At 71.7% G+C, this 23,118-nt stretch carries 26 protein-coding genes; 11 read left to right on the forward strand and 15 right to left on the reverse strand.

From position 1 onward, the window contains the following. Positions 1 to 51: 51 nt before the first annotated feature. From ACFVWU_RS30450 to ACFVWU_RS30460, 3 genes are all read right to left on the reverse strand, one after another. Positions 52 to 1,014: a threonine/serine dehydratase gene (locus ACFVWU_RS30450; RefSeq protein WP_387626947.1), complete on the reverse strand. Its 963-nt coding sequence runs from the start codon at positions 1,012 to 1,014 to the stop codon at positions 52 to 54. Between the two features lie 3 nt (positions 1,015 to 1,017). Next, a complete protein-coding gene (locus tag ACFVWU_RS30455; protein ID WP_030055719.1) occupies positions 1,018 to 1,476 on the reverse strand; it encodes an Lrp/AsnC family transcriptional regulator in 459 nt (152 codons plus the stop codon). Positions 1,477 to 1,595: 119 nt separating this feature from the next. Next, positions 1,596 to 2,270 (reverse strand): UbiX family flavin prenyltransferase, encoded by a 675-nt coding sequence (locus ACFVWU_RS30460; protein ID WP_387626949.1) that lies wholly within the window; start codon positions 2,268 to 2,270, stop codon positions 1,596 to 1,598. Positions 2,271 to 2,387: 117 nt separating this feature from the next. Between ACFVWU_RS30460 and ACFVWU_RS30465 the strand changes: the two genes are divergently transcribed. Together ACFVWU_RS30465 and ACFVWU_RS30470 are read left to right on the forward strand one after the other, a co-directional pair. Beyond that, positions 2,388 to 3,128, forward strand: coding sequence for a cyclase family protein (locus ACFVWU_RS30465; RefSeq protein ID WP_380608374.1), 741 nt, complete (start codon positions 2,388 to 2,390; stop codon positions 3,126 to 3,128). A gap of 70 nt (positions 3,129 to 3,198) precedes the next feature. Beyond that, a complete protein-coding gene (locus ACFVWU_RS30470) occupies positions 3,199 to 3,915 on the forward strand; it encodes an MOSC domain-containing protein (RefSeq protein WP_387626951.1) in 717 nt (238 codons plus the stop codon). A gap of 25 nt (positions 3,916 to 3,940) precedes the next feature. Here the strand turns inward: ACFVWU_RS30470 and ACFVWU_RS30475 are convergent, their stop codons facing one another. Together ACFVWU_RS30475 and ACFVWU_RS30480 are read right to left on the reverse strand one after the other, a co-directional pair. Then, a complete protein-coding gene (locus ACFVWU_RS30475; protein ID WP_387626952.1) occupies positions 3,941 to 4,309 on the reverse strand; it encodes a VOC family protein in 369 nt (122 codons plus the stop codon). Between the two features lie 8 nt (positions 4,310 to 4,317). Next, complete coding sequence (locus ACFVWU_RS30480; RefSeq protein ID WP_387626953.1) at positions 4,318 to 5,112, reverse strand: TetR/AcrR family transcriptional regulator; 795 nt, start codon at positions 5,110 to 5,112, stop codon at positions 4,318 to 4,320. 112 nt (positions 5,113 to 5,224) lie between these two features. Here ACFVWU_RS30480 and ACFVWU_RS30485 point away from each other — a divergent pair, with 112 nt between their 5' ends. From ACFVWU_RS30485 to ACFVWU_RS30500, 4 genes are all read left to right on the forward strand, one after another. Next, on the forward strand, positions 5,225 to 6,451 hold the full coding sequence (locus tag ACFVWU_RS30485) for an FAD-dependent oxidoreductase (RefSeq protein WP_387626955.1): 1,227 nt from the start codon (positions 5,225 to 5,227) through the stop codon (positions 6,449 to 6,451). A 96-nt stretch (positions 6,452 to 6,547) separates the two neighbouring features. Beyond that, complete coding sequence (locus ACFVWU_RS30490) at positions 6,548 to 7,303, forward strand: alpha/beta fold hydrolase (RefSeq protein WP_387626957.1); 756 nt, start codon at positions 6,548 to 6,550, stop codon at positions 7,301 to 7,303. Positions 7,304 to 7,631: 328 nt separating this feature from the next. Continuing rightward, on the forward strand, positions 7,632 to 8,468 hold the full coding sequence (locus ACFVWU_RS30495; protein WP_387626958.1) for an alpha/beta fold hydrolase: 837 nt from the start codon (positions 7,632 to 7,634) through the stop codon (positions 8,466 to 8,468). Positions 8,469 to 8,472: 4 nt separating this feature from the next. Next, a complete protein-coding gene (locus ACFVWU_RS30500; protein ID WP_387626960.1) occupies positions 8,473 to 9,243 on the forward strand; it encodes a MerR family transcriptional regulator in 771 nt (256 codons plus the stop codon). Between the two features lie 96 nt (positions 9,244 to 9,339). Here the strand turns inward: ACFVWU_RS30500 and ACFVWU_RS30505 are convergent, their stop codons facing one another. Genes ACFVWU_RS30505 through ACFVWU_RS30520 form a run of 4 tightly spaced genes read right to left on the reverse strand, consistent with a single transcriptional unit; the run spans position 9,340 to position 12,348 of the window. Continuing rightward, a complete protein-coding gene (locus tag ACFVWU_RS30505; protein ID WP_387626962.1) occupies positions 9,340 to 9,822 on the reverse strand; it encodes an HIT family protein in 483 nt (160 codons plus the stop codon). After that, positions 9,819 to 9,968 (reverse strand): DUF397 domain-containing protein, encoded by a 150-nt coding sequence (locus ACFVWU_RS30510; RefSeq protein WP_387626964.1) that lies wholly within the window; start codon positions 9,966 to 9,968, stop codon positions 9,819 to 9,821. The genes ACFVWU_RS30505 and ACFVWU_RS30510 overlap by 4 nt, the downstream gene beginning before the upstream one ends. A gap of 29 nt (positions 9,969 to 9,997) precedes the next feature. Next, positions 9,998 to 10,894: a menaquinone biosynthesis prenyltransferase MqnP gene (gene mqnP / locus ACFVWU_RS30515; RefSeq protein ID WP_387626965.1), complete on the reverse strand. Its 897-nt coding sequence runs from the start codon at positions 10,892 to 10,894 to the stop codon at positions 9,998 to 10,000. Beyond that, complete coding sequence (locus ACFVWU_RS30520; RefSeq protein WP_387626967.1) at positions 10,891 to 12,348, reverse strand: menaquinone biosynthesis decarboxylase; 1,458 nt, start codon at positions 12,346 to 12,348, stop codon at positions 10,891 to 10,893. Before ACFVWU_RS30520 ends, mqnP begins: the two co-directional genes overlap by 4 nt. 95 nt (positions 12,349 to 12,443) lie before the next feature. Here ACFVWU_RS30520 and ACFVWU_RS30525 point away from each other — a divergent pair, with 95 nt between their 5' ends. The 4 genes from ACFVWU_RS30525 (at position 12,444) to ACFVWU_RS30540 (ending at position 16,087) form a co-directional block, all read left to right on the forward strand. Further along, positions 12,444 to 12,902, forward strand: coding sequence for a PLD nuclease N-terminal domain-containing protein (locus ACFVWU_RS30525; RefSeq protein WP_387626968.1), 459 nt, complete (start codon positions 12,444 to 12,446; stop codon positions 12,900 to 12,902). Between the two features lie 451 nt (positions 12,903 to 13,353). Next, the gene (locus ACFVWU_RS30530; RefSeq protein ID WP_387626970.1) at positions 13,354 to 14,955 is read left to right on the forward strand and encodes an acyl-CoA carboxylase subunit beta; all 1,602 of its coding nucleotides are present in this window, start codon (positions 13,354 to 13,356) and stop codon (positions 14,953 to 14,955) included. A gap of 90 nt (positions 14,956 to 15,045) precedes the next feature. Beyond that, complete coding sequence (locus ACFVWU_RS30535; RefSeq protein WP_387626972.1) at positions 15,046 to 15,255, forward strand: acyl-CoA carboxylase subunit epsilon; 210 nt, start codon at positions 15,046 to 15,048, stop codon at positions 15,253 to 15,255. 220 nt (positions 15,256 to 15,475) lie between these two features. Beyond that, positions 15,476 to 16,087, forward strand: a complete 612-nt coding sequence (locus ACFVWU_RS30540) for a ScbR family autoregulator-binding transcription factor (protein WP_387626974.1) — start codon at positions 15,476 to 15,478, stop codon at positions 16,085 to 16,087. Positions 16,088 to 16,175: 88 nt separating this feature from the next. Here ACFVWU_RS30540 and ACFVWU_RS30545 read toward each other — a convergent pair whose 3' ends face one another. Beyond that, on the reverse strand, positions 16,176 to 16,787 hold the full coding sequence (locus ACFVWU_RS30545) for a ScbR family autoregulator-binding transcription factor (protein ID WP_387626975.1): 612 nt from the start codon (positions 16,785 to 16,787) through the stop codon (positions 16,176 to 16,178). Between the two features lie 351 nt (positions 16,788 to 17,138). Here ACFVWU_RS30545 and ACFVWU_RS30550 point away from each other — a divergent pair, with 351 nt between their 5' ends. Further along, positions 17,139 to 18,203, forward strand: a complete 1,065-nt coding sequence (locus ACFVWU_RS30550; protein ID WP_387626977.1) for a ScbA/BarX family gamma-butyrolactone biosynthesis protein — start codon at positions 17,139 to 17,141, stop codon at positions 18,201 to 18,203. Between the two features lie 63 nt (positions 18,204 to 18,266). Here ACFVWU_RS30550 and ACFVWU_RS30555 read toward each other — a convergent pair whose 3' ends face one another. The 5 genes from ACFVWU_RS30555 to ACFVWU_RS30575 all read right to left on the reverse strand — a co-directional run bounded on the left by ACFVWU_RS30555 (position 18,267) and on the right by ACFVWU_RS30575 (position 23,089). Continuing rightward, complete coding sequence (locus tag ACFVWU_RS30555) at positions 18,267 to 18,674, reverse strand: hypothetical protein (RefSeq protein WP_387626978.1); 408 nt, start codon at positions 18,672 to 18,674, stop codon at positions 18,267 to 18,269. A gap of 121 nt (positions 18,675 to 18,795) precedes the next feature. After that, entirely contained in the window at positions 18,796 to 19,926 is a 1,131-nt protein-coding gene (gene ccsB / locus ACFVWU_RS30560) for a c-type cytochrome biogenesis protein CcsB (protein ID WP_387626980.1), read from the reverse strand. 3 nt (positions 19,927 to 19,929) lie between these two features. Then, positions 19,930 to 21,717: a cytochrome c biogenesis protein ResB gene (locus ACFVWU_RS30565; RefSeq protein ID WP_387626991.1), complete on the reverse strand. Its 1,788-nt coding sequence runs from the start codon at positions 21,715 to 21,717 to the stop codon at positions 19,930 to 19,932. Then, positions 21,714 to 22,448 (reverse strand): cytochrome c biogenesis CcdA family protein, encoded by a 735-nt coding sequence (locus ACFVWU_RS30570; protein WP_387626993.1) that lies wholly within the window; start codon positions 22,446 to 22,448, stop codon positions 21,714 to 21,716. Before ACFVWU_RS30570 ends, ACFVWU_RS30565 begins: the two co-directional genes overlap by 4 nt. Positions 22,449 to 22,483: 35 nt before the next feature. Then, positions 22,484 to 23,089: a TlpA family protein disulfide reductase gene (locus tag ACFVWU_RS30575; RefSeq protein WP_387626982.1), complete on the reverse strand. Its 606-nt coding sequence runs from the start codon at positions 23,087 to 23,089 to the stop codon at positions 22,484 to 22,486. Positions 23,090 to 23,118 lie beyond the last annotated feature (29 nt).

Raw genomic sequence — 23,118 nt, forward strand, 5'->3', positions numbered from 1 at the left:
CGGTGCCCCGCCTCCTCCGACATTCGATTCCTTGCCGGACTGAGCGTACGCCTATGCGGAGAGCAGCTCCGCGAGCAGGACCGGGTCGATGTTCCCGCCGCTGACCACGGCCGCGACCGTCTGGCCCCCGGTCTCGGCGGCGCGGTGGAAGTACGCGGCCGGGGCGACGGCACCGGACGGCTCGGCGACCAGCCGGCCGCGGCGGGCCAGCAGGGCGACGGTGGCGCGGATCTCGTCCTCGGTGACGGTGACGATGTCGTCCACGTAGGTGGTGATGTGCTCGTACGGCAACACGCCGACCGAGGGGGTGCGCAGCCCGTCCGCGATGGTCCGGTAGGTGTCGGCGACCGGCCACTCCACCCGGCGCCCGGAGCGCAGGCTGGCCTGCGCGTCGGCGGCCAGCTCCGGTTCCACGCCGATCACCCGGATGCCCGGGCGGGTGAGCTTGAGCGCGGCCGCCGTCCCGCCGATCAGGCCGCCGCCGCTGACCGGCACCAGGACGGTGTCCAGCTCGGCCGGGGCGTCCTCGGCGATCTCCAGCCCGACCGTGCCCTGGCCCGCGATGATGAACGGATCGTCGTACGGGGGCACCCAGACGTAGCCGTGCCTTTCGGCCAGCTCGCCGGGCAGGGTGTCCCGCTCCCCCGGCGACACCAGGATCACCTCGGCGCCGTACGAGCGGGTGGCCTCCACCTTCACCGCGGGCGAGGTGTCCGGCATCACGATCACGGCCTTGATGCCGAGCAGCTGCGCCGCGTACGCCACCGCCTGCGCGTGGTTGCCGCTGGACTGGGCGACCACGCCGCGGGAGCGTTCCTCCGCGGTGAGCGCGGCCAACCGGTTGTAGGCGCCGCGGGTCTTGAAGGCCCCGGTCGGCTGGAGGTTCTCGGGCTTGAGCCAGAGCCGCCGCTCCCCCTCGGCCGCCCAGGGGGCGGGAACCAGCGGGGTGCGCACGGCGACCCCCGCGATCCGCTGCCGAGCGGCGCGCAGCTCCTCCAGACCGACCAGTGCCATACGTCACTCTCCTACAGGAGGAAGCTCACTCACCCGGTTCTCCCACTTCGTGGAGAGTACGACGGTGGTGCGGGTCCTGGCCACGCCTTTCGTGCCCGAGATCCGCTTCACCACCGACTCCAGGCCGGCCACGTCGGCCACCCGGACCTTGAGCATGTAGGAGTCGTCACCCGCGATGAACCAGCAGTCCTCGACCTCGTTGAGGTCCTTCAGCCGGAACGCGACGTCCTCGTGGTCGGCCGCGTCGGTGAGCTGAAGGCCGATCAGCGCGGTGACGCCGAAGCCGAGCGAGGCCGGGTTGACCGTCGCGCGGTAGCCGGTGATGACCCCGGCCTGCTCCAGGCGGTTGATGCGGTCCGTGACGCTCGGGCCGGAGAGTCCGACCAGCCGGCCCAGCTCGGCGTAGGACGCGCGGCCGTTCTCCCGGAGCGCCTGGATGAGCTGTCTGTCCACCGTGTCCATATACCGTCCGCGTCCTTCCGAACCTCACCAGACCCACAGATCATTATCCGGATTCAAAGGCGCCGTGCGCCGACCGACCCGGATATCGCAGAGAAGATACTCTCCCGCCCTCGCTCTCCTTACTCCCCCTCAGCCGAAGCGCTCCCGCCGCTCCCGCTCTGGCGGGCCGCCGCCCCCAACTCCCCTTCCCAGCGCAGGTACAGGGAATGCGGCACGCCCACGGCGTCCAGCACCCGGCCGGCCACGAAATCCACGAGTTCGCGCACGGTGGAGCCGCCGGCGTAGAAACCGGGCGATGCGGGCAGGACCACCGCGCCCTGCGCGTCGAGCTCCACCAGGTGCTTCAACGTCACCCCGTTGAGTGGTGTCTCGCGCACGCAGACGACGAGTGGTCGACGCTCCTTCAGGGTGACACTGGCGACCCGCTGCAGCAGGTCCTTGCTCAGGCCGAGCGCGATCCCGGCCACCGCGCCGGTGGTCGCGGGCACCACCAGCATGCCCTTGGCGGGGTACGAGCCGCTGGACGGGCCGGCCGCGAAGTCCCCGGCGGACCAGTAGCGGACGTCCTCCAGGCCCTGGTCGGTCCCCAGCCAGGCGGCGAGGTCGGTGCGCCAGTGGGCGTCCCGGAAGGAGATGCCGGTCTCGTCCAGGATGGTGAGCCGGGCGGCCCGGCTGACGATCAGGTCCACCGCCTCGCCGGCGGCCAGCAGCGCCCGGATCACCGAGGCCGCGTACGGCGTCCCCGACGCTCCCGAGACCCCGACCACCCACGGCTGACGCTTCGCGATTCCCATGGGGCATTTCTATCCCGGCTTCACCCGGGGCTTCGGCCGGGGCGCGCTCCCGGACCCGTTCGGCCCGGCCGGGCGGAACGGGTCCGGGAGCGCGCGCCCCCTGGGAGGATGGGGGGCATGGCAGCGACCCTCGTCGACCTCACCCATCAGGTGACCACCGCGATGCCGGTCTACCCCGGCGATCCGACCGTGCTGTTGGAGCCCGCGCTCACCACCGCGACGGCCGGGGTGAACGTGCTGGCCCTGCACCTCGGCTCGCAGTCCGGGACCCATGTGGACGCGCCGTACCACGTGGACGTCACCTGGCCGACGCTGGACGGGCTGCCGCTGGAGCGGTTCACCGGGCCCGCCGTGGTGGCCGACCTGCGGGGGCTGGAGCCCCGGGCGGCCGTCACCCCCGAGCTGCTGGCGCCCGCGCTGGAGCGCTGCGGGGAGGGTTCCGTCCTGCTGCTGGCCACCGGCTGGGCCCGGCACTGGGGCACCGACGCCTACCTCGCCCACCCCGGCCTGACCGCCGAGGCGGCCGAGGCGATCGTCGCCGCCGGGGTGCGCACGGTCGGGGTGGACGCGCTGAGCGTCGACCCCACCCCCGACCCGGGCCCGGGCGATCCGGCGGTGGCCGCGCTGCTCGCCGACCTCACCGACGAGCACGACCAGCCCGCCGAGGAGCCGACGCTGGCCGCGCACCGGGTGCTGCTGGGGGCGAGCGGCGGCGGGGTGATCGCCGAGAACCTGACCGACCTGCGGGCACTGCTGGAGGCGCAGGAGGCCGGTCGGCCGGTGGAGGTCTCGCTGTTCCCGCTGCGGCTGGTGGCGGCGGACGGCGCCCCGGTCCGGGCGGTGGCCCGGCTGGGCTGAGCCCACCGGCCCACCCCGGCCCGGGACTTGGTCTAGACCATCCCCGGTGGCGCCGGTACGCTGTCAGGCCATGGCTGAGATCATCGGAGTGATCGAGCGACTCTGGCGCTACCCCGTGAAATCCACCGGCGGCGAGCGGCTCGACTCCGTCGAGGTGGACGTGCGCGGCCTGGCCGGCGACCGCCTCTACGCCGTCCGCGACTCCTCCGGCAAGCTCGGCTCGGGCAAGACCACCCGCCGCTTCCGCCGGATGGACGGCCTGCTGCGGCTCTCCGCCCGCCTCGGCCACCGGATCGACGGCCCCGAGCTGTTCGACCCGCTCGGCCGCCCGGTCGACCACCCCACCGCGTTCCTGCGCGCCTACCTCCAGCGCGAGGACGTCGCACTCGCCCGCGAGGACGCCGTGCCGCACGTCGACCGACTACCGGTCAGCGTGCTCACCACCGCCACCCTGGACTGGGTCCGCGAGGCCGTCCCCTTCGCCGCGGTGGACGAGCGCCGGTTCCGCCCCAACATCGTGCTGCGCACCCCGCCCGGCACCCCGCCGTTCGTCGAGGACGACTGGTTCGGCCGCCAGGCCCGCGGCGATGCCCCGGACAGCGCCCGGCTCGCCTTCGTCACCTCCAGCGAGCGCTGCGCGATGACCGCGGCCCCGCAGCCCGGACTGCCGCACGCCCCCGAGATCCTCAAGGCGATCGTGCACGCCCACGACGGCCGCCTCGACGCGCTCGCCGAGGTGGCCGCCCCGGGGCGGCTGCGGCTGGGCGACCGGCTGGTGCTGGGCTGAGCGGGGGGCCGCTTCCTCGAGCCGTTCAGCCGCGGATCAGGCAGAAGGGGTGGCCGGCCGGGTCCGCGTAGATCCGCCACCGGCCGACGTCGCGCAGGCGGACGGCGCCGAGGGCGAGCACCTGGGGTTCGGCGGCGTCCAGGTCCGGGACGTCGATGTCCAGGTGCGCCTGCTGCGGGTGCCCGGGGTCGGGCCAGCGGGGCGGGCGGTGGTCGGCGACCGCCTGGAAACAGAGCACTGTGCCGTCGTCGAGGTGCAGGGTGGACCAGCCGGCGCCGAGCGACCAGCGCGGGTCCGGGCGGTCGACCTCACCGCCGAGCAGGGCGGCGTAGAAGCGGGCGAGTACGGCCGGGTCCTGGCAGTCGAGCACCAGGCACTGCAGTGTGCCGATCACGGTTCTCCTCAGGGTGCTTGCTCGTCCGGTCCGGACGGGGCGACCGCCCGGAGGTAGGCGTCGGCGAAGAGCTCGAAGGACTCGTCCAGCGAGGGCAGCCCGTCGCCGAGGACGGGTTCGAGCACCGGCCGCACCAGGACGTGGCTGAGCAGCGGGCCGATCAGCAGTTGCACCAGCACCGGGAGCGGCAGCGGCCGGATCCGCCCGGCCTCGACGTGCGGCAGCAGCAGGCGGCCGAGGCCGTCGATGATCTGCGGCATGTTGGCGGCCATCATCCGGGCGGCGGGCCCGTCCGGACGGCCGAACAGGTCGGCGAAGACCGCCGGGATGATCCGCGGCTCGTTGGACAGGGAGGCGAGGAAGGTGCGGTGGAGCGCCCGGACGGTGTCCTCCAGACGCTCGGGCGGGTCGGCCGCCAGCGCCTGGAGGTCCGGCAGCGGGCCGTACTGCAGGAAGACGGCGGCGAGCAGACCGTCCCGTCCCTCGAAGACGGTGTGCAGGCTGGGCAGCGAGCACTCGGCCCGGTCCGCGACCGCGTCCAGGGTGACCCCGCCGAGGCCGCGTTCGGCCACCAGGTGGGCAGCCGCCGCGATCGCACGCTCCCGTACCGGCGGCCGTCCGCCCGGGTCGACGCCGGTCTGCCGGACCGCCTCGTCCAGGGGCGCCCGGGAGCCGCCGAGCCGGCGCAGCAGGGTGCTGCGCGAGACGCCGGCCGCCGCCGCGATCGCCGTCAGCGGGACGTCCGCGACGTCCTGGCCCCGCTCCTTCGCCGCCGTGAGCGCGGCCGACACCAGATCCTTCATGTGGAGCATCGTACTACTTGACACCTGAGACGGTTCCAGAGAGTCTGTATATGCGAGTTCCAAGCAGGGATCGCAAGGGGACCAGGGATTCACGGATCGAGGGGAGAGAGCCATGAGCGTCGTCATCTCCGGGGGCGGGCCCGCCGGAATGGTGCTGGGCCTGATGCTGGCCCGGGCCGGCGTCGAAGTGACCGTGCTGGAGAAGCACGGCGACTTCCTGCGCGACTTCCGCGGCGACACCGTCCACGCCTCCACCGTGCGGCTGATGGACGAGCTCGGCCTGGGCCGGGAGTTCGCCGCACTGCCGCAGAGCCGGCTCGGCAACCTGGTGGTACCGGTGCCCGGCGTCGGGCCGGTCGCGCTGAGCGCCTTCGACAAGCTGCCCGCGCCGTACAACTACATCGCGATGATCCCGCAGTGGGACCTGCTCAACTTCCTGGTGGCGCAGGCCGAGCGGGAACCCACCTTCACCCTCCGGATGAACACCGAGGCGACCGGGCTGATCCGGGAGGGCGGCCGGGTGGCCGGCGTGCGCTACCGCACCCGGGACGGCGAGGAGGGCGAGATCCGGGCCGAGCTCACCGTCGCCGCCGACGGCCGGCACTCCACCCTGCGCCGGGAGGCCGGGCTGGTGCCCGAGGAATGCCCGGTGCCCTTCGACGTCTGGTGGTTCCGGCTGCCCCGGCACGCCCACGAGCAGGCCGCGCCGCCCAACCTCGTCCCCGGCTTCGGACACGGCGAGATGGCGCTCAGCCTGACCCGCGACGACTACTTCCAGATCGCCTACTTCCTGCCCAAGGGGGCGGACGCGCAGCGCCGCGCCGAGGGCATCGAGCGCTTCCGCGACCGGATCGCCCGGCTGATGCCCCAGTACGCCGACCGGGTCGACCAGTTGGCGAGCCTGGGCGACGTCCACCTGCTCGACGTCAAGCTCAACCGGCTGGACCGCTGGTACACCGACGGACTGCTGCTGATCGGCGACGCCGCCCACGCGATGTCCCCGGCCGGCGGGGTGGGTATCAACCTCGCCATCCAGGACGCCGTCGCCGCCGCCACCCTGCTCGCCGAGCCGCTGCGGCGCGGCCGACCGACCGTCGCGGCGCTGGCCCGGGTGCAGCGGCGGCGCCAACGCCCGACCGTGATCATGCAGCGGATGCAGCGGATGCTGCACGGCCTGATGTTCACCCCGGTGCTCAGCGGGCGCCGGGTCGGCCCGCCCGTCCGGTTCGCCCTGCTCGCCCGCTACGTCCCGGCCGTGCGGCTGGGCGTCTCACGGCTGATCGCGCTCGGACCGCGGCCGGAGCACGCGCCGGACTTCGCCCGACGGCCGGCCGCCTGAGGGGCGGACCACCGGAGGAACGGGCCACCTGAGGAACGGCCAACCGACCACGAACCGGCCGTTCGGACGGGCGGCTTCCGGGGAACGACCGATGGCATGACGATTCCTCACCGCCTGACCGGCACCGGCGACCACCACGTCCTGGTCCTGCACGACTGGTTCGGCACCAGCGCGGGCTGGGGCCCCTTCCTCGACTACCTCGACGGCAGGACGTTCAGCTACGCCTTCCTGGACTACCGCGGCTACGGCGAGCGCAAGGACGTCCCCGGCGCGTACACGCTCGCCGAGATCGCCTCCGACGCGCTCGCCCTCGCCGACCAACTCGACTGGGAGCGCTTCTCCTTGATCGGCCACTCGATGGGCGGCAAGGCAGCCCAGCAGCTGCTCGCCGAGGCGCCGCTGCGGGTGCGCAAGCTGGTCGGCCTCGCGCCGGTGCCGGCTGGGCCGTACCCGCTGGACGAGGCCGGCGAGTCGCTGTTCTACGGCGCCGCCGAGGACCGGGAGAAGCGCTACGCGATCCTCGACCTGGTCACCGGCCAGCGGGCCGGGCGGGTCTGGCTCGACCGGATGGTCGACCAGTCCCTGTGGCTGTCGACCACCGAGGCCTTCGACGGCTACGTCCGGGACTGGACGACGACCGACCTGTCGGAGCGGATCAGCGGGAACCCCGTCCCGGTCAAGGTGATCGTCGGCGAGCACGACCTCGCCCTGACCGCCGACGTCATGCGGGGCACCTGGCTCAGCCACTACCCCAACGCCGAACTGGAGGAGCTCGGCGGCAGCGGGCACTACCCGATGTACGAGACGCCGGTGGCCCTGGCGTCCGCGCTGGAGGGCTTCCTGCACAACTGACGCGGGCGCTCACCCGTTCGGGCGGCGGTCGAATCGTGATCGGTCGCGGCTGTCCGCTCGGCGAGGGCGGCACCTGGATCAAGGCGGCAGCCGACGGTCTCGTCGAGATCGGGAACGAAGTCAGATCACCAACGGCGCGGAGCTGAGCGGCAGTCGCCCGGGTCGGCACCGGCGAAGTCCTCAACGGCAACGGGGACTTCGCATCGGTGCGCGTCGAACGCCAACGGGCCTACCACCCGGAGGCCCCTCGGCTCACCCACTGACCGCGCTCAGGAAACGGCGAACCGGGGTTGACCTTGACCCGAGGTCAAGCCTCACGCTCATACCCATGACGACGAACACCAACGCGAACGCCAAGCCCAACACCGCCTGGACCGGCATGATCCGCGTCGAGGACACGGCGCTGGCCGTCACCGACACCCGGGGCGCCGGCCGTCCGATCATCTACCTCAACGGTTCCTACTGCACCCAGAAGGACTGGCGGCACGTGATCGCCCAACTCGGCGACGGCTACCGGCACATCACTTTCGACGAGCGCGCCCGCGGCAAGTCGAAGCGCTCCTCGGACTACTCCTTCGAGGCCTGCCTGCGCGACATCGACGCCGTCCTCGGTGCGACCGGAGCACAGAAGCCGATCATCGTCGGCTGGTCCTACGGCGCGGCGCTCGCGCTGCACCACTCCACCCGCTACCCCGACCGCGTCGCCGGCGCGGTGATGGTCGACGGCGGCTACCCGTGGGACTACCTGGCCACCGTCGAGGGCGGCCGGGAGGCCGGCAAGGAGCAGATCCGCACCCTGTTCAAGCGCTTCGGCCCGCTGATGCCGCTGGTGCGTCCCCTGGGCATGGCCGCCCGGATGTCCGCCGCCGAACACGCCGAGATCAACATCGAGCTGAACGAGATCGTCGCCGCCGGCGACCCGGTCTTCGACCTCGTCTCCTTCCCGATGCGCTACGTCGTCGCCACCGGCGCCAGCCTCGGCGGCACCGCCGAGGGCCTGGCCGCGATGCGCGCGACGCTCGACCCGGTCCTCGCCCGCAACCCCAACGTCCAGGTCAGCGCCACCGTCCCGAGCAAGCACACCACCGTCGTCCGCAAGGACTTCCGCGCCATCGCCACCGCCGTCCGCGAGGTTGCCGCCCTGACAGAGGGTGCGGTCAACTGACGGCATGACAGACGGAGTGACCATCAGCCAGGCCGCGGCCTTCGCCGGCGTCACGGTGAAGACCATCCGGCACTACCACAAGAACGGCCTGGTCGAGGAGCCCGAGCGCGACCTGTCCGGCTACCGCCGCTACGGAACGGCCGAACTGCTGCGGCTGGTGCAGGTGCGGACCCTGGCCGGGGCGGGCGTCCCGCTGGCCGAGATCGGCCCGATCCTGGACGCCGACCCGGACGAGTTCGCGACCTCCCTCGTCGAGGTCGAGGAGACCCTCAGCGGCAAGATCGACGAGCTGATCGCCCGACGCGAGACCCTGCGCCAACTCGCCCACGGGGACCGGGTCCTGTTGCCGAAGCGCGCCCTCGCACTGCTGGACCGGATGCCCGGGCTCGGATTCTCCGCCGACGACATGACGACCGCCCGCGAGGCCCTGATCCTGGTACGGGCCCTGATGCCCGAGGGCTTCGAGGAGTACCTCGCCCAGATCGAGCACGGCCTCGACGACCCCAAGCACGTCGCCATCGTCACGATGACCTGGGCCGCCGGGGATTGGGACCCGGACGACCCCCGGATCGAGGAGCTCGCCACCGAGGTCGCCGAGCACTTCATCGCCGACCCCTCCCTGATGCCCACCCTCTCCGGCCTCCAGAACCGCGAGGACGGCGACGCCCGCAAGGAACTGCTCACCCACCACGGCGAGGACCAGCGGCCCGGCTGGACCCGCCTGACCACGCTCATAGAGCAGAAGGTCCGGGCGGCGGGCGTCACCATCCCTTAGGCCGGCCGTCTCGCCTGCCGGCCGACTCCGCCGCCCGCATGATCAAGGCCGGCCCGAGCCATGAGAATCAGCCCTTGCGGTCACGCAGGATCGCGGTCACCTGCTCAGCCAGGCGTCCTCGTCGAGTTCGGCGGTGATGGCGGCGCGGAGGGCGTCGTGGGCGGGGCCGAGGGCGTGCTGCGGATCCCCCCATCGGGTGGGCGGGTAGAGCCAGACGGGCTTCTCCACCAAGTGCTCGGGTTCCCAGTCGTAGCGGGGCCAGACGTGGGTGTGCAGGAACGGGTCCTTGTTGCCGAGGATCTCGATGTTCACCCGGCGGAAGGCCGGGTCGGCGGCACGGCAGGCCCGTTCGACGGCCTCGCCGAGGCGGTCGAGGTCGGAGAGGTACGCGAGGCGGCGCGGGCGGGGCAGGTCGGTGAGCCGTTCCACGCCCGGCGTGTCGGTCAGCAGGACCGAGTAGCCGGGCAGGAACTGGACGTCTCCGATGACGGCGAACCCGGCGTCCAACCGCCGTAGCACGGTGGGGTTCTCTCCGCGCAGTGCCGTGCCGATGCGGTCGGCTCGCCAGTCGGCCGTCACGAACCGGACCCGCCGTCGCGGACGGCGGTGACGAAGGACTGCCCGACGGCCGGGGTGAAGCGGAGGCGCGGGCCCTCGGGGTCCTTCTGCGGTTCCTCGCCGTGGAACCGGCGCGGCGCGTCCGTCGGGCCGAAAGCCTTCGCCATGGGTGCCACTTCCCTTCGACGGGACCGCCTCAGACTCCGAGCCCACGAAGGAGCAGGTCCACCAGCGCGAAGAAGAACAGCGAGATGCCGACGAAGCTGTTCGTCTGGAAGAACGCGCGGTTGAGCTTCGACAGGTCCTTCGGCTTCACGATGGTGTGCTCGTACACGAACGCGCCCGCAACGACCACGAGGCCGATCCAGAACGCCACACCGGCGTCGGTGAGCACCGCGAACCAGCCCAGCAGAAGCGTTGTCAGGACGTGGCACACCCGCGCGCCCCAGATCGCAGCCGGCACGCCGAAGCGGGCCGGCGGCGAGCCGACGCCGTTCTCCCGGTCGGACTCGACGTCCTGGCAGGCGTAGATGAGGTCGAAGCCGCCGATCCAGATGCCGACCGCCACGCCCAGGACCACGGCCTCCCAGGACCAGCTGCCCGTCACCGCGAGCCAGGCGCCCACCGGGCCCATCGCCTGGGCGACACCCAGGATCGCCTGCGGGAAGTTGGTGAACCGCTTGCCGTACGGGTAGACCACCATCGGCACCACGGCGACCGGCGCCAACGCCAGGCACAGCGGGTTGAGCATCGCCGCCGCGCCGAGGAACACCACCAGCGCCACGGCCGAGCCGACGTACGCCGTCTTCAACGAGACGGCCCCGGTGACGAGTTCGCGCCCCGCCGTACGCGGGTTCCGGGCGTCGAGCTCCCGGTCGATGATCCGGTTGGCCGCCATGGCGAAGGTGCGCAGGCCGACCATGCACACCGTGACGACGAACAGCTCGCCCCAGTGCACCCGCTTGTCGGCGAGGAACATGGCCGTCAGCGCGGCGATGTAGGCGAAGGGCAGGGCGAAGACCGAGTGCTCGATCATCACCAGGCGGAGGAACGCCTTCGTGCGCCCCGGGGTCTCGACTGCGGCCGTGCTCACAGCCCGTACTCCTTCCAGCGGCGCGAAACCAGCGCGGCCGTCGCCGGGTCCGAGGAGACCATCTCCGGCCAGCCGCCGTCCCGGGTGTAGCCCTCCTCGGGCAGCTTGCGGGTTGCGTCGATGCCCGCCTTGCCGCCCCAGAACTGCTGGTAGGAGGCGTGGTCGAGGTGGTCGACCGGGCCCTCGACGACGGTGAGGTCCCGGCTGTAGTCGACGTTGCCGAAGGCCCGCCAGGCGACTTCCTGGTAGTCGTGCACGTCGCAGTCGGCGTCCACCACGATGATCAGCTTGGTCAGCGACATCATGTGGGCGCCCCAGATGGCGTGCATCGTCTTCTGGGCGTGCTTGGGGTACTTCTTGTCGATCGAGACGATCACGCAGTTGTGGAAGCCGCCGGCCTCGGGCAGGTCGTAGTCGACGATGTCCGGGATGATGATCTTCAGCAGTGGCAGGAAGAAGCGCTCGGTGAACTTGCCGAGCGGGCCGTCCTCCGTCGGCGGCCGGCCGACCACGATCGACTGCAGGATCGGACGGCGGCGCATCGTCACGCAGTCGATCGTGAGCGCCGGGAAGGGCTCCTGCGGGGTGTAGAAGCCGGTGTGGTCGCCGAACGGGCCCTCGGGGAGCATCTCCCCGGGCTCCAGCCAGCCCTCCAGCACCACTTCGGCGTCGGCCGGGACCTGGAGCGGGACGGTCTTGCAGTCGACCATCCGCACCCGCTCGCCCGCGACGAAGCCGGCGAAGAGGTACTCGTCGATGTCCCCGGGCAGCGGGGCGGTGGCCGCGTAGGTGACGGCGGGCGGGCAGCCGAAGGCGATCGCGACCGGGAGGCGCTCACCGCGCTTGGCCGCCACGGCGGCGTGGTTGCGGCTGTCCTTGTGGATCTGCCAGTGCATCCCGATGGTCCGGCGGTCGTGCCGCTGGAGCCGGTAGAGGCCGAGGTTGCGGATGCCGGAGTCCGGGTCCTTGGTGTGGGTGAGGCCCAGGTTGAAGAAGGAGCCACCGTCCAGCGGCCAGGTGAAGAGGGCGGGCAGCTCGTCCAGGTTGACGTCGTCGCCGGTGAGCACGACCTCTTGGACCGGGGCGTCACCGGACTTCACGTGCCGGGGCGGGACGTGCGCCATCGAGGCGAGCTTGCCGAAGGCGTCCCGGAAGCCGGTGAAGCCCTGCGGCAGCTCGGGCTTGAGCAGGCCGGCGATCTTCTCGGAGATGTCGTCCGGGCCCTTGAGGCCGAGCGCCTTGGCCAGTCGGCGTTCGGTGCCGAAGACGTTCATCGCCAGCGGCATCGACGAGCCCTTGACGTTCTCGAACAACAACGCCGGACCCTTGGCCTTCTGCACGCGATCGACGATCTCGCCGATCTCCAGGTGGGGGTCCACCTCCGCCTTGATGCGCTTGAGGTCGCCCTCGCGGTCGAGGGCCCGGAGGAACGAGCGGAGATCGTCGTATGCCATGCCTGTCAGTATCCGCCACCCGATAGCCTGGCTTGCGTCAAGGGCCCCGGGAAGGCGCCCGCCACTACCGCCGTCGCCGGGGGGAGATCGCAGCCGTGCTGAGGATTCTTCTGACCATCGTCCTTCCGCTCGCGCTGTGGGTGTGGGCGTTCATCGACTGCCTGGTCACGCCCGAGGGCGAGGTGAAGCACCTGCCGAAGCCGATCTGGCTGATCATCGTGCTGCTCTTCCCGCCGCTGGGCCCGATCGCCTGGCTGGTGGCCGGCAAGCAGCGCGGGTTCCTGCGGGCCGACGCGCCCGGCGGCCACCCGGGGCAGCCGGGCGGTGCCGCGCGCCGCGGGCGTCCGCTGGCGCCGGACGACGACCCGGAGTTCCTCGCCTCCCTGAAGGGCGACCCGGGCGACTCCACAAGGATCGACTCCCCGAAGGGCGACTCCTTGAAGGGGAGCGACAAGGAGCACGAGGACATGCTCAAGCGGTGGGAGGCCGATCTGCGCCGCCGCGAGGAGGAGCTGCGCGGCAAGGACGAGCCGGAGGACGGCCGAAAGAGCTGATCGGAGCGGTTGGACCATTCGCTCGGACAGCCCACCCGGGGCCTCTCGGGTGGGCTTCGACGTTTTTGGCGCTTCCCTACGACTGCGGGCCCGCTAGCACGAGTCGGCCCCATCGGGACGCCGGACTTGAGCGACGCTTGACCGGCGCACGAGATGCCGCCCCTACATTGTTGAGAGACGGCTCTGACCTGCACTTTTCTACATGCTCAGATCATCGGACCATCATCCGCCCGACAACCCTCAGTATTCGAACAGACACCGAGCGTTGAGACGTCGGCCCAACCGCTTCTGTGCAGCCCTGACAGCTAAACGAACTCGACCTTGTACGGAATCGACGCCGAAACCAGCGCACGGCCCCTCGTACAGTCATAAGTGAAGAAAGTGATTCGCAGCTGGGGGCATAGCAGACGTCGGCTGTCGGACAGTTCCCTCACCCTTGGAGTGGTTCGAGATGACGGTTGTGCATGAGGCGCCGGTCGGCGACGAGATCCCCGAGGTCCCGGCCGACGCCCGCGGGCGGGTCGCCGAGCTGCACGAGCTCCGCGAGAAGGTCCGGCGCGGCCCCAGCGAGAAGGCCACCGAGGCCCAGCACGCGAAGGGCAAGCTGACCGCCCGCGAGCGCATCGAGCTCCTGCTGGACGAGGGCTCCTTCCACGAGGTCGAGCCGCTGCGCCGGCACCGCGCCCAGGGCTTCGGCCTGGAGGCCAAGAAGCCGCACACCGACGGTGTGATCGTCGGCTGGGGCACCGTGCACGGGCGCACCGTGTTCACCTACGCACACGACTTCCGGATCTTCGGCGGCGCGCTGGGCGAGGCCCACGCGCAGAAGATCCACAAGATCATGGACATGGCCATCGCGGCCGGTGCCCCGCTGGTGTCGCTGAACGACGGCGCCGGCGCGCGCATCCAGGAGGGCGTCACCGCCCTGGCCGGCTACGGCGGCATCTTCCAGCGCAACACCAAGGCCTCGGGCGTCATCCCGCAGATCTCGGTGATGCTGGGCCCGTGCGCCGGTGGCGCCGCGTACTCCCCGGCGCTGACCGACTTCGTCTTCATGGTCCGCGAGACCTCGCAGATGTTCATCACCGGCCCGGACGTGGTCCAGGCGGTGACCGGCGAGAAGATCAGCCAGAACGGCCTGGGCGGCGCGGACGTGCACGCCGGGGTCTCGGGCGTGTCGCACTTCGTCTACGACGACGAGCAGTCCTGCATCGAGGAGGTCCGCTACCTCCTGTCGCTGCTGCCGCAGAACAACCGCGAGATGCCGCCGTCCGTCGCGACCGAAGACCCGGTCGAGCGGCGCAACGACAGCCTGCTGGACCTGGTGCCCGCCGACGGCAACCGGCCGTACGACATGCGCAAGGTGATCGAGGAGATCGTCGACCACGGCGAGTACCTGGAGATCCACGAGCGCTGGGCGACCAACGTGCTGTGCGTGCTGGCCCGGGTCGACGGCCACGTGACCGGCATCATCGCCAACCAGCCGCAGTCGCTGGCCGGCGTGCTGGACATCAACGCCAGTGAGAAGGCCGCGCGCTTCGTCCAGATGTGCGACGCCTTCAACATCCCGCTGCTCACCCTGCTGGACGTGCCGGGCTTCCTGCCCGGTGTCGACCAGGAGCACGGCGGCATCATCCGGCACGGCGCCAAGCTGCTGTACGCGTACTGCAACGCCACCGTGCCGCGCATCTCGCTGATCCTGCGCAAGGCCTACGGCGGCGCCTACATCGTCATGGACTCCCGCTCCATCGGTGCGGACCTGTCCTACGCCTGGCCGACCAACGAGATCGCGGTGATGGGTGCCGAGGGCGCCGCCAACGTCATCTTCCGCCGCGAGATCAACGGCGCCGAGGACCCGGACGCCATGCGCGCCCAGAAGATCAAGGAATACAAGAACGAGCTGATGCACCCGTACTACGCGGCCGAGCGCGGCCTCGTGGACGACGTCATCGACCCGGCCGAGACCCGCCAGGTGATCGCCGCCGCCCTCGCGATGCTCCGCACCAAGCACGCCGACCTGCCCAGCCGCAAGCACGGCAACCCGCCGATGTAGCACCTGCACGACGTACCACCCGTACGACGCAGCACGCAGCAGGCCTTCCGAGCGACACCACACCACTTTCACCGGGGGAGAAACCAGAACATGACCGCTTCCGTCGAACCCCTCGTCCACATCGTCCGCGGCAGCCTCTCCGACGAGGAACTCGCCGCCCTCACCGCAGTGCTGATGGCCCGCGCGGCCGCCGCGCAGCAGGTCGCCGCCATCGCGCCGATCGAGCCGATCGCCAGCTGGCAGCGGCTGGAGCGCCGCCCCGCCTACTACTCGCCGGTCAGCTGGCAGCAGGCCGCCTGACGGTCCGGAGCCCTTCCGACGGCCGGTCACCCCACCCGGGTGGCCGGCCGTCGGGGCGTACCCGAGCCGTGCGCGAGGCCGCGCGCAAGCGGTACCCGCCCGTCCGGTCGGGTGCGAAGCTGCTCGGTAGGATACCTACTGGACGGTATGCGCCCGTCGCCCCGTCGGCCCCCATAGGATCGGCCGCTGCCGAGGTAGAGAACTATCCAGGGAGGCTGCGATGGCCAGGCAGGCCCGCGCGCTGGCGACCCGCCAGGCGGTACTCCTCGCGGCCGCCGAGGTGTTCGACGAACGGGGCTACGCCGCCGCCACGATGTCCGAGATCCTGGACCGGGCCGGTGTCACCAAGGGCGCGCTGTACTTCCACTTCCACTCCAAGGAGGAGCTGGCGCTCGCCGTGATCGAGGGCCAGGGCGCCTGGATCGCCTCCTGGGAGCCCTCCTCGGACAGCCCGGTGCAGACCCTGATCGACCTCGGGTACGCCTTCGCGCACGCCCTCCAGGAGGACCCGCTGGTGCGCGGGAGCATCCGGCTGACGATCGAGCACGGCAGCTTCACCCAGCCGCAGATCGCCGCCTACCAGGGCTGGATGGACCTGGTCCGCGAGCTGCTGGAGCGCGCGCGGGACGCCGGGGACCTCCACCCGGGGGTCGATCTGACGGCGGCCTCCGGGGTGATCACCGGGGCGGTCACCGGGATCCAGCTGAGCTCCCAGGTGCTGGCCGACCGGCGGGACCTGATCCAGCGGATGGCCGACCTGTGGACGCTGCTGCTGCCGGGGCTGGTGCAGCCGCACGCGCTCGCCCGGCTGAGCGTGGCCGAGCGCGCCTGAGCACGGCCGGGACCGGCGGAGTGGCCGAGCGCGCCTGAGCGTCGCCCGGCCCGGCCCGGCAGGGCGGAGCGCGCCCGAGTCCGGCGGATCAGACCCGGTAGCCCGGGCAGCGCTCCGCCGTCACCAGGGCGGGCAGCGCGGCCGTCCAGAGCCGGCGGACGGCCTCCGGGGCGGGCCGGCCGAGCTCCTCGGCGGCCAGCAGCACCTGGCCCGCCACCACGGAGCTGAGCAGTTCGGCGCAGGCCCGCCGGTCCACCCCCGGGCGCAGTTCGCCGGCCTCGGCGGCGCGGTCCAGCAGTCGGTGGACGACCGCGGTGAGGCTGCGCCAGGTGGCGTCGGCGGGCTGGGCGTCCGGGGTGCCGGCCGGACGGTCGAGCCGGACGCCCGCCCGGACCACGACGTCCTCGCGCAGCAGCCGGGCCAGCTCGTGCGAGAGGTCGATCAGCCCCTGGACGGCCGGGCCCTCCGCGCGCAGGGCGCGCAGCGCGGCCGAGCCGATCTCCCGCCCGGCGGCGGCCCGTACGCCGTCGGCCAGGGCCTGCTTGGAGACGAAGTGGAAGTAGAGGGCGCCCTTGCTCACCCCGGCCCGGCGGCTGATGTCGACGAGGCTGGCGGCCTCGAAGCCGACTCGGGCGAAGGCGTCCGCCGCGGCGAGCAGGACGGCCTGCCTGGTCCGCCCCGCGCGTTCCTGCTTGACCACTGGCCCCTCCGGACTCGGCCGGACGCGTTCCCCCGCCCCGTCCGGCTGCTGTCGGCGCGCCCTCGACGGGGGGCGGCGCCTCGCATGCGGACGACCTCGGCCGAAACCGCATGGTTGGTATCTAATCTAGCGCCCCTGTCGACCCCGCCGTCCAGCGGGGACCACACCCCGCCCAAGGTCTGCCCTCCCCGTTTCGGGCATTCCCGCAGCCCAGAGGCCAGGTAGCGTGGTCAGGCCGGGCGTTGCGGCCGGGGTGACCCCGACCACAGAACACAAACCGGGTGGTATGTATGTTTTGCTGTGGGGCGTCCGTAGCGGCCGCTCGACCGACACCCTGGAGCGGGGCCAGTCATGCCATTGATCGTAGAGCCGGACGCCGACGGCCCGTACGCCCACCCCGGCACCACCGCCCTCCCCAACCCGGGTTACGACTTCCACGACCGGACCGTCTCCCGGCACCTGGTGCACCGCGCCTCGGTGTCCGAGGTCTTCCTCACCGGCTGGCAGGCCACCGGCCCGTACGACTTCCTCCTCGGCGCCCAGTGGCCCCGGCTGCACGGCTTCTACCGGCTGCCCGGGGACCGCTACCACGACCCGGTGCTGGTGGCCGAGACCGTCCGGCAGGCCGGACTGCTGATCGGCCACGCCGGCTTCGGGGTGCCGCGCGGACACCACTTCGTCATGGAGGACCTGGGCTACGCGCTCGACGAGGCGGGCCTGCCGGGCCTCGCCGTCACCGCCGCCCCGGCCTCGCTGATGCTGACCGTCGGCTGCGAGGACGTCCGGATGCGGCACGGCCGGCTGGCCTCGCTGCGGGTGCACGCCGAGATCACCCGGGACGGCCTGCGGATCGGCCACGGCTCCGGTCAGCTGCGGGTGATCACCCCCGCCTCGTACGAGCGGCTGCGCGGGCCCGGGCGGCAGGCCGTCATCCCGCCGCGACCGCCGGAGCCCGCCGCGCCCGAACTCGTCGGCCGGGCGCAGCCGGCGGACGTGGTGCTCAGCCCGACCCTGCGACCGGACACCTGGCTGCTGCGGGCCGACGCCGGGCACCCGGTGCTGTTCGACCACGAGCTGGACCACGTCCCCGGGATGCTGGTGCTGGAGGCCGCCCGGCAGGCCGCCCAGCGGCTGCACCACCCCGAGCCGGTGCTGCCGGTCGAGCTGGTGACCTCCTTCGACCACTACATCGAGCTGGACCGGCCCTGCTTCGTCCGGGCGGTGCGCGAGCAGTCGCCGGACGGCCGGCGCACGCCCGTACTGGTCCGGCTGGTCCAGGACGGGCGGACGGCCGCCGAGTGCCGACTGCTCACCGAACCGGTCGACGGCCCGCGGGTGCCGGTCCGGCGGGACGCCTTCGACGGCCGCCCCGCCGCCCCGGGCCTCGGCAGCACCCGGCTGCCGCTGGCGAGTTGACCAGGGCCTGCCCCTCGGGTCCTTGCCGGGTCCGCCGAAGCCCGAGGGGCGGACCCTCTCCCGTTACGCCGCCACCAGCGCGGCCGGTCGCCGCCCGGCGTGCATCACGCTGAGGTTGGCCGCCAGCCGGATCGGGTCCTGGGCCAGCCAGAGCCGCAGCGCCGCGCCCAGTGCCGCGCTGGCCGACTCGATCCGGACGTCGGTGATCTGGGCGATCCGGGCCGCGCCGGGCACCAGCAGGTCGGCCAGGGCCGTCGGCAGCCAGACCGTCAGGGCGCACGGCGCGGGCGTGGCGAGGGCGCTCAGCAGTCGGTAGGCGTCCCCCGGCGCGCTGAGCGTGGGGATGATGTCCAGCAGAGCGTCGGCCACCACTTCGGAAACGTCGCTTCGGTGTCCCTGGGCGAGCCGGCGGAGCAGCAGTTGCTCGGCGGCGGTGATTCGGACGGTCAGCATGACCTCGTCGCACTCCATTGCGCGATTTCCTCCTCGTTCCTCCCCGTACCGGCACGGACGGCCGGCACGAACTACCCCTGTTGCACCTCGGCCCGGCTACCTCCTGCGGAAAGCCGGGCCGGTGGGTGGGTGCCCCCGGTCAGATCCCCGCGTAGGAGTGCTTGCCGGTGACGAAGATGTTCACGCCGTAGTAGTTGAAGAGCCAGCAGGCGAAGGCCGCCAGGGCCAGGTACGCGGCCTTGCGGCCCTTCCAGCCGGCCGTCGCACGGGCGTGCAGGTAGCAGGCGTAGGCGACCCAGGTGATGAACGACCAGGTCTCCTTCGGGTCCCACTCCCAGTACTTGCCCCAGGCCGCCTCGGCCCAGATCGCGCCCGCGATGATGGTGAACGTCCAGAGCGGGAAGACCAGGGCGTTGATCCGGTAGGACAGCTTGTCGAAGGTGGAGGCGGCGGGCAGCCGGCGCCAGATCGAGGCCGAGGTGCCCAGCGGGCCGGTGGTCAGGCCGGCCGCCATGCGCCTGTCGAAGGAGTCCTTGCCAAGGTACAGCAGCGTGGCGATGAAGGCCGCGTAGAAGGCGCCACCGCAGATGATCGCGGTCGAGACGTGGATCGCCAGCCAGTACGAGTGCAGCGCCGGGACGAGCTGCTCGGAGTCGGTGTACAGCACCTGCGTCGCGATGCCGAGCGTCAGCAGTACCGCGACGGTGACCGGCAGGCCGAGCCAGCGGACGTTCTTCCTCGCGGCCAGCAGGACCAGGTACGCCGCCGTCATCGCGAAGGCGAAGGCGCAGGAGAACTCGTACATGTTGCCCCACGGCCAGCGGGACACCGACAGGCCGCGGGCGACGATGCCGCCGCCGTGCAGCAGCAGCGCCAGGACGGTCAGCGAGACCGCGATGCGGCCGGCCAGGTCGGCCTTCTCGCTGGTGCCGGCCGCGCCCGGACCGTCCACCTCGTCGTCGCCGCGACCGCCGGTGACGACGGTCGCGCCCTCGCCCGCCAGGACGGTGCGGGTGAGCGTGGTGGTGCCGCCCTTCGCCCCGGCCACGGTGACGGTGACCTGCTTGGCGGCCTTGGGTTCCGCGGCGGCGACGGTCTCGGCCAGGTTGCCCGACTGCTCCTTGGAGCGGACGGCGACCGCGCCCTTGCTACCGAACGTCCACTCGAACATGTGGGCGAACATGGCGATCGTGTAGACCGCCATCGCCGAATAGATCAGCTTGTTGGAGAGGTCGGCCAGCTGTGGGTCGACCCCCGAGGCGAGATGCACCGTCTACTCCTTGGAGTTCTGGTCGGCAGGGGCTGTGGGGTCTTCTGCTGCGTGATCTTCTGGGGCCCGGTCGTCTTCCCCGGGTGCGGATCCGTTCTCGTCCTCGGCCGCCGGGGTCTCCCCCTCGGCCGCCGGGGCGTCGCCCTCGGAGGCCGGGGCGTCGTCCTGGAGGTCGACCGCCAGTTCGGCCAGCTCCTCGGCGATCTTCGCCGACTCGCTGCGGCCCAGACCGGCCAGTTCCACCTGGGTGCCGCCGCCCGGCAGGGCCACCGCCCGCACCCAGATCCGGCGGCGCTGGATGAACAGCGAGCCGATCAGGCCGAGGATCGCCAGGACGGCGCCGGTCAGCGCGATCGCGTTGCCGGGCCGGTGCGAGACGTTGAAGCTCGCCCACTGCTTGTAGCCCTCGAAGGTGACGCTGCCGTAGCCGTCCGGCAGGGTCCAGCCCTGGCCGGGCTTGAGCCGGGCCTTGGCCGGCTGGTCGTCCACCTTCATCTGGGTGAGCTTGCGGGTGTTCAGCTGGTAGATGTTCTGCGGCAGGCCGGAGTCGGTGCCGAGGTCGCCGGAGAAGGCGTTCAGCACCAGCTCGGGCTCGGCGTCGCCGGGGAACAGCGAGACCGGGCCGGTCCCCGCGAAACTCACCGGCGCCGTCGGCAGGAAGAAGCCGGAGAAGCCCAGCTGGGTCTTGTTGCCGTCCGGGCCGACGCCGTAGTCGGAGACCTTCACGACGCCGGTCGAGGTCAGGTTGGCGTCCTGCGGCAGGAACGGCACGACGTCGTGGTAGACGACGTCACCCTTGCCGTTGCGGACGGTGATGACCGGGGCGTAGCCGTGGCCGATCAGGTAGACCTTGCTGCCGCCGATCTCCAGCGGGTGGTTGACCTCGATCGTGCCCTTCTTGAGCTTCGACTCGTCGCTGCCCTGGTAGTACTCCACGTTCGCGGTGAACTGCCGGGCGGCGCCGATCTGGTCGCCCTGGTTCTGGAACTTCGAGGTGAAGTCGTCGAGCTTCAGGTAGAAGGGGTCGAGGTCCTGGTTGTTGTAGAACCGCGTGCCGGTGAAGTCGTCGAGCTGGGTGATGGTGTTGGAGTAGCCCTGGCCCTCGACCATCAGCTTGCCGCCGGTGCCGGAGGCCAGGCTGGCCCAGGCGAAGCCGCCGAGCAGCGCGAACAGCGACAGGTGGAACAGCAGGTTGCCGACCTCGCGCAGGTAGCCCTTCTCGGCCGCCACCGCGCCGCCGGACAGGTTGGCCCGGAAGCCGCGCTTGCGCAGCAGCCGGTGGGCGGCGGCGTTCACCTTCTCGGCGTCCGCCTCGGTGCGCCAGGCCGCGTGGACCGGCATCCGGGTCAGGTTGCGCGGCGCGGCCGGCGGCTGGGACCGCAGCACGCCGACGAACTGCCAGGTGCGCGGGATGATGCAGCCGGCCAGCGAGACGAACAGCAGGATGTAGATCGCGGAGAACCAGACCGAGCTGTAGACGTCGAACAGCTGGAGCTTCTCGTAGATCGGCGCGACCGTGGTGTGCTGCGCCTTCCAGGTCTGCACCTTGAACTGGTTCTGGCCGTTCTGCGGGATCAGCGAGCCCGGGATGGCGGCCAGCGACAGCAGGAACAGCAGGATCAGGGCGACCCGCATCGAGGTCAGCTGGCGCCACATCCAGCGCGCCCAGCCGAACACCCCTATGCCGGTGGGTCCTTCGGACTCGACCGGCGCGGTGCTGAGCCGCTCGGCGGCGGTGTCGTCCGGCGCCGGGGGCAGCTCGGTCTCGGTCGTGGTCTTGCTCACGGTCAGATTCCGATCCGGAAGTCGGAGGTCCAGGACTGCAGTTCGCTCATCATCGAGTCCCAGATCCCGGTGACGAGCAGCACGCCGACCGCGACGAGCATGCCGCCGCCGATCCGCATGACGAGCGGGTAGTGCCGCTTGACCCACCCGAAGGCGCCCAGCGCCCGGCGGAAGGCGATCGCGGCCAGGATGAACGGTACGCCGAGGCCCAGGCAGTAGAAGGTCGTCAGCAGCGCGCCGCGCTGGGCGTCGGCCTGGTTGAGGGCCAGGTTCTGCACCGCGGTCAGGGTCGGGCCCATGCAGGGAGTCCAGCCGACGCCGAAGACCACGCCCAGCATCGGGGCGCCGAGCAGGCCGACGGCGGGGCGGCGGTGCGAGCGCACCTCCAGCATGTTCAGGCCGGGGATCAGGCCCATGAAGGCCAGGCCCATCACGACGGTGAGCGAGCCCAGCACGATGCTGATCGGCCGCTTGTAGTCCTGCAGCTCCTGGCCGAAGAAGCCGAACAGCGCGCCGGTGGAGACGAAGACCGCGGTGAAGCCGAGGATGAACAGCACCACGCCGAGCAGCATCCGGCCGCGCTTCGAGCCGCGGGCGTCCGCGAGGTCGGCGGCGGAGAAGCCGGTCACGTACGACAGGTAGCCGGGCACCAGCGGCAGCACGCAGGGCGAGAAGAACGACAGCAGCCCGGCCGCGAGCGCGATCGGCGCCGCGACCAGCAGCGCCCCGCTCTGCATGGTCGTGGTGGTGTCGGCGAGCCGCAGTGCCCCACTCACTGCTTCTGCTCCGCGACCACCGGCTGGAGGATCGACTCCAACGCGTCCTCGGTCGTACCGCCGACGGCGCGGGCGGCCAGCTTGCCGTCGCGGTCGACGATCAGGGTGGTCGGGATGGACTGCGGGTTGAGGCTGCCCTTGGGGAACTTGAGCAGCTGGGTCCCGGCCGGGTCGAAGATGCTCGGGAAGGTGACGCCCTGCTCCTGCTCGAAGCGGACGGCGTTGCGCGTGTCGGTGTCCCGGGTGTTGATGCCGAGGAACTGGACGCCCTGGTCCTTGTACTTCTCCGAGACGGTCTGCAGGCTCTTCGCCTCGGCCCGGCACGGCCCGCACCAGGAACCCCAGACGTTCAGCACCACGACCTTGCCGCGGTAGTCGGAGAGCTTGGCCTGGTTGCCCTCCAGGGTCTCCCCGGCGATGTCCGGCGCGTCCCCGCGCTTGCCGGCGTCCGCCTTCGACAGGTTGGTGCCCTTGACGGTGACGAAGCCCACCTGGCCTTCGCCGCTGCTCGACGAGCCCGAGGAGGAACAGCCGGTGAGGACGAGCACAGCGGCGGCCACGGTGGCAGCGGCTGCGGCGACACGGGGACGGGGGCGCGCCATGGCAGACATGTGAAAAGTTTCGCATGGAG

Source organism: Kitasatospora sp. NPDC058190 (assembly GCF_042883685.1).
Taxonomy (GTDB): Bacteria; Actinomycetota; Actinomycetes; order Streptomycetales; family Streptomycetaceae; genus Kitasatospora.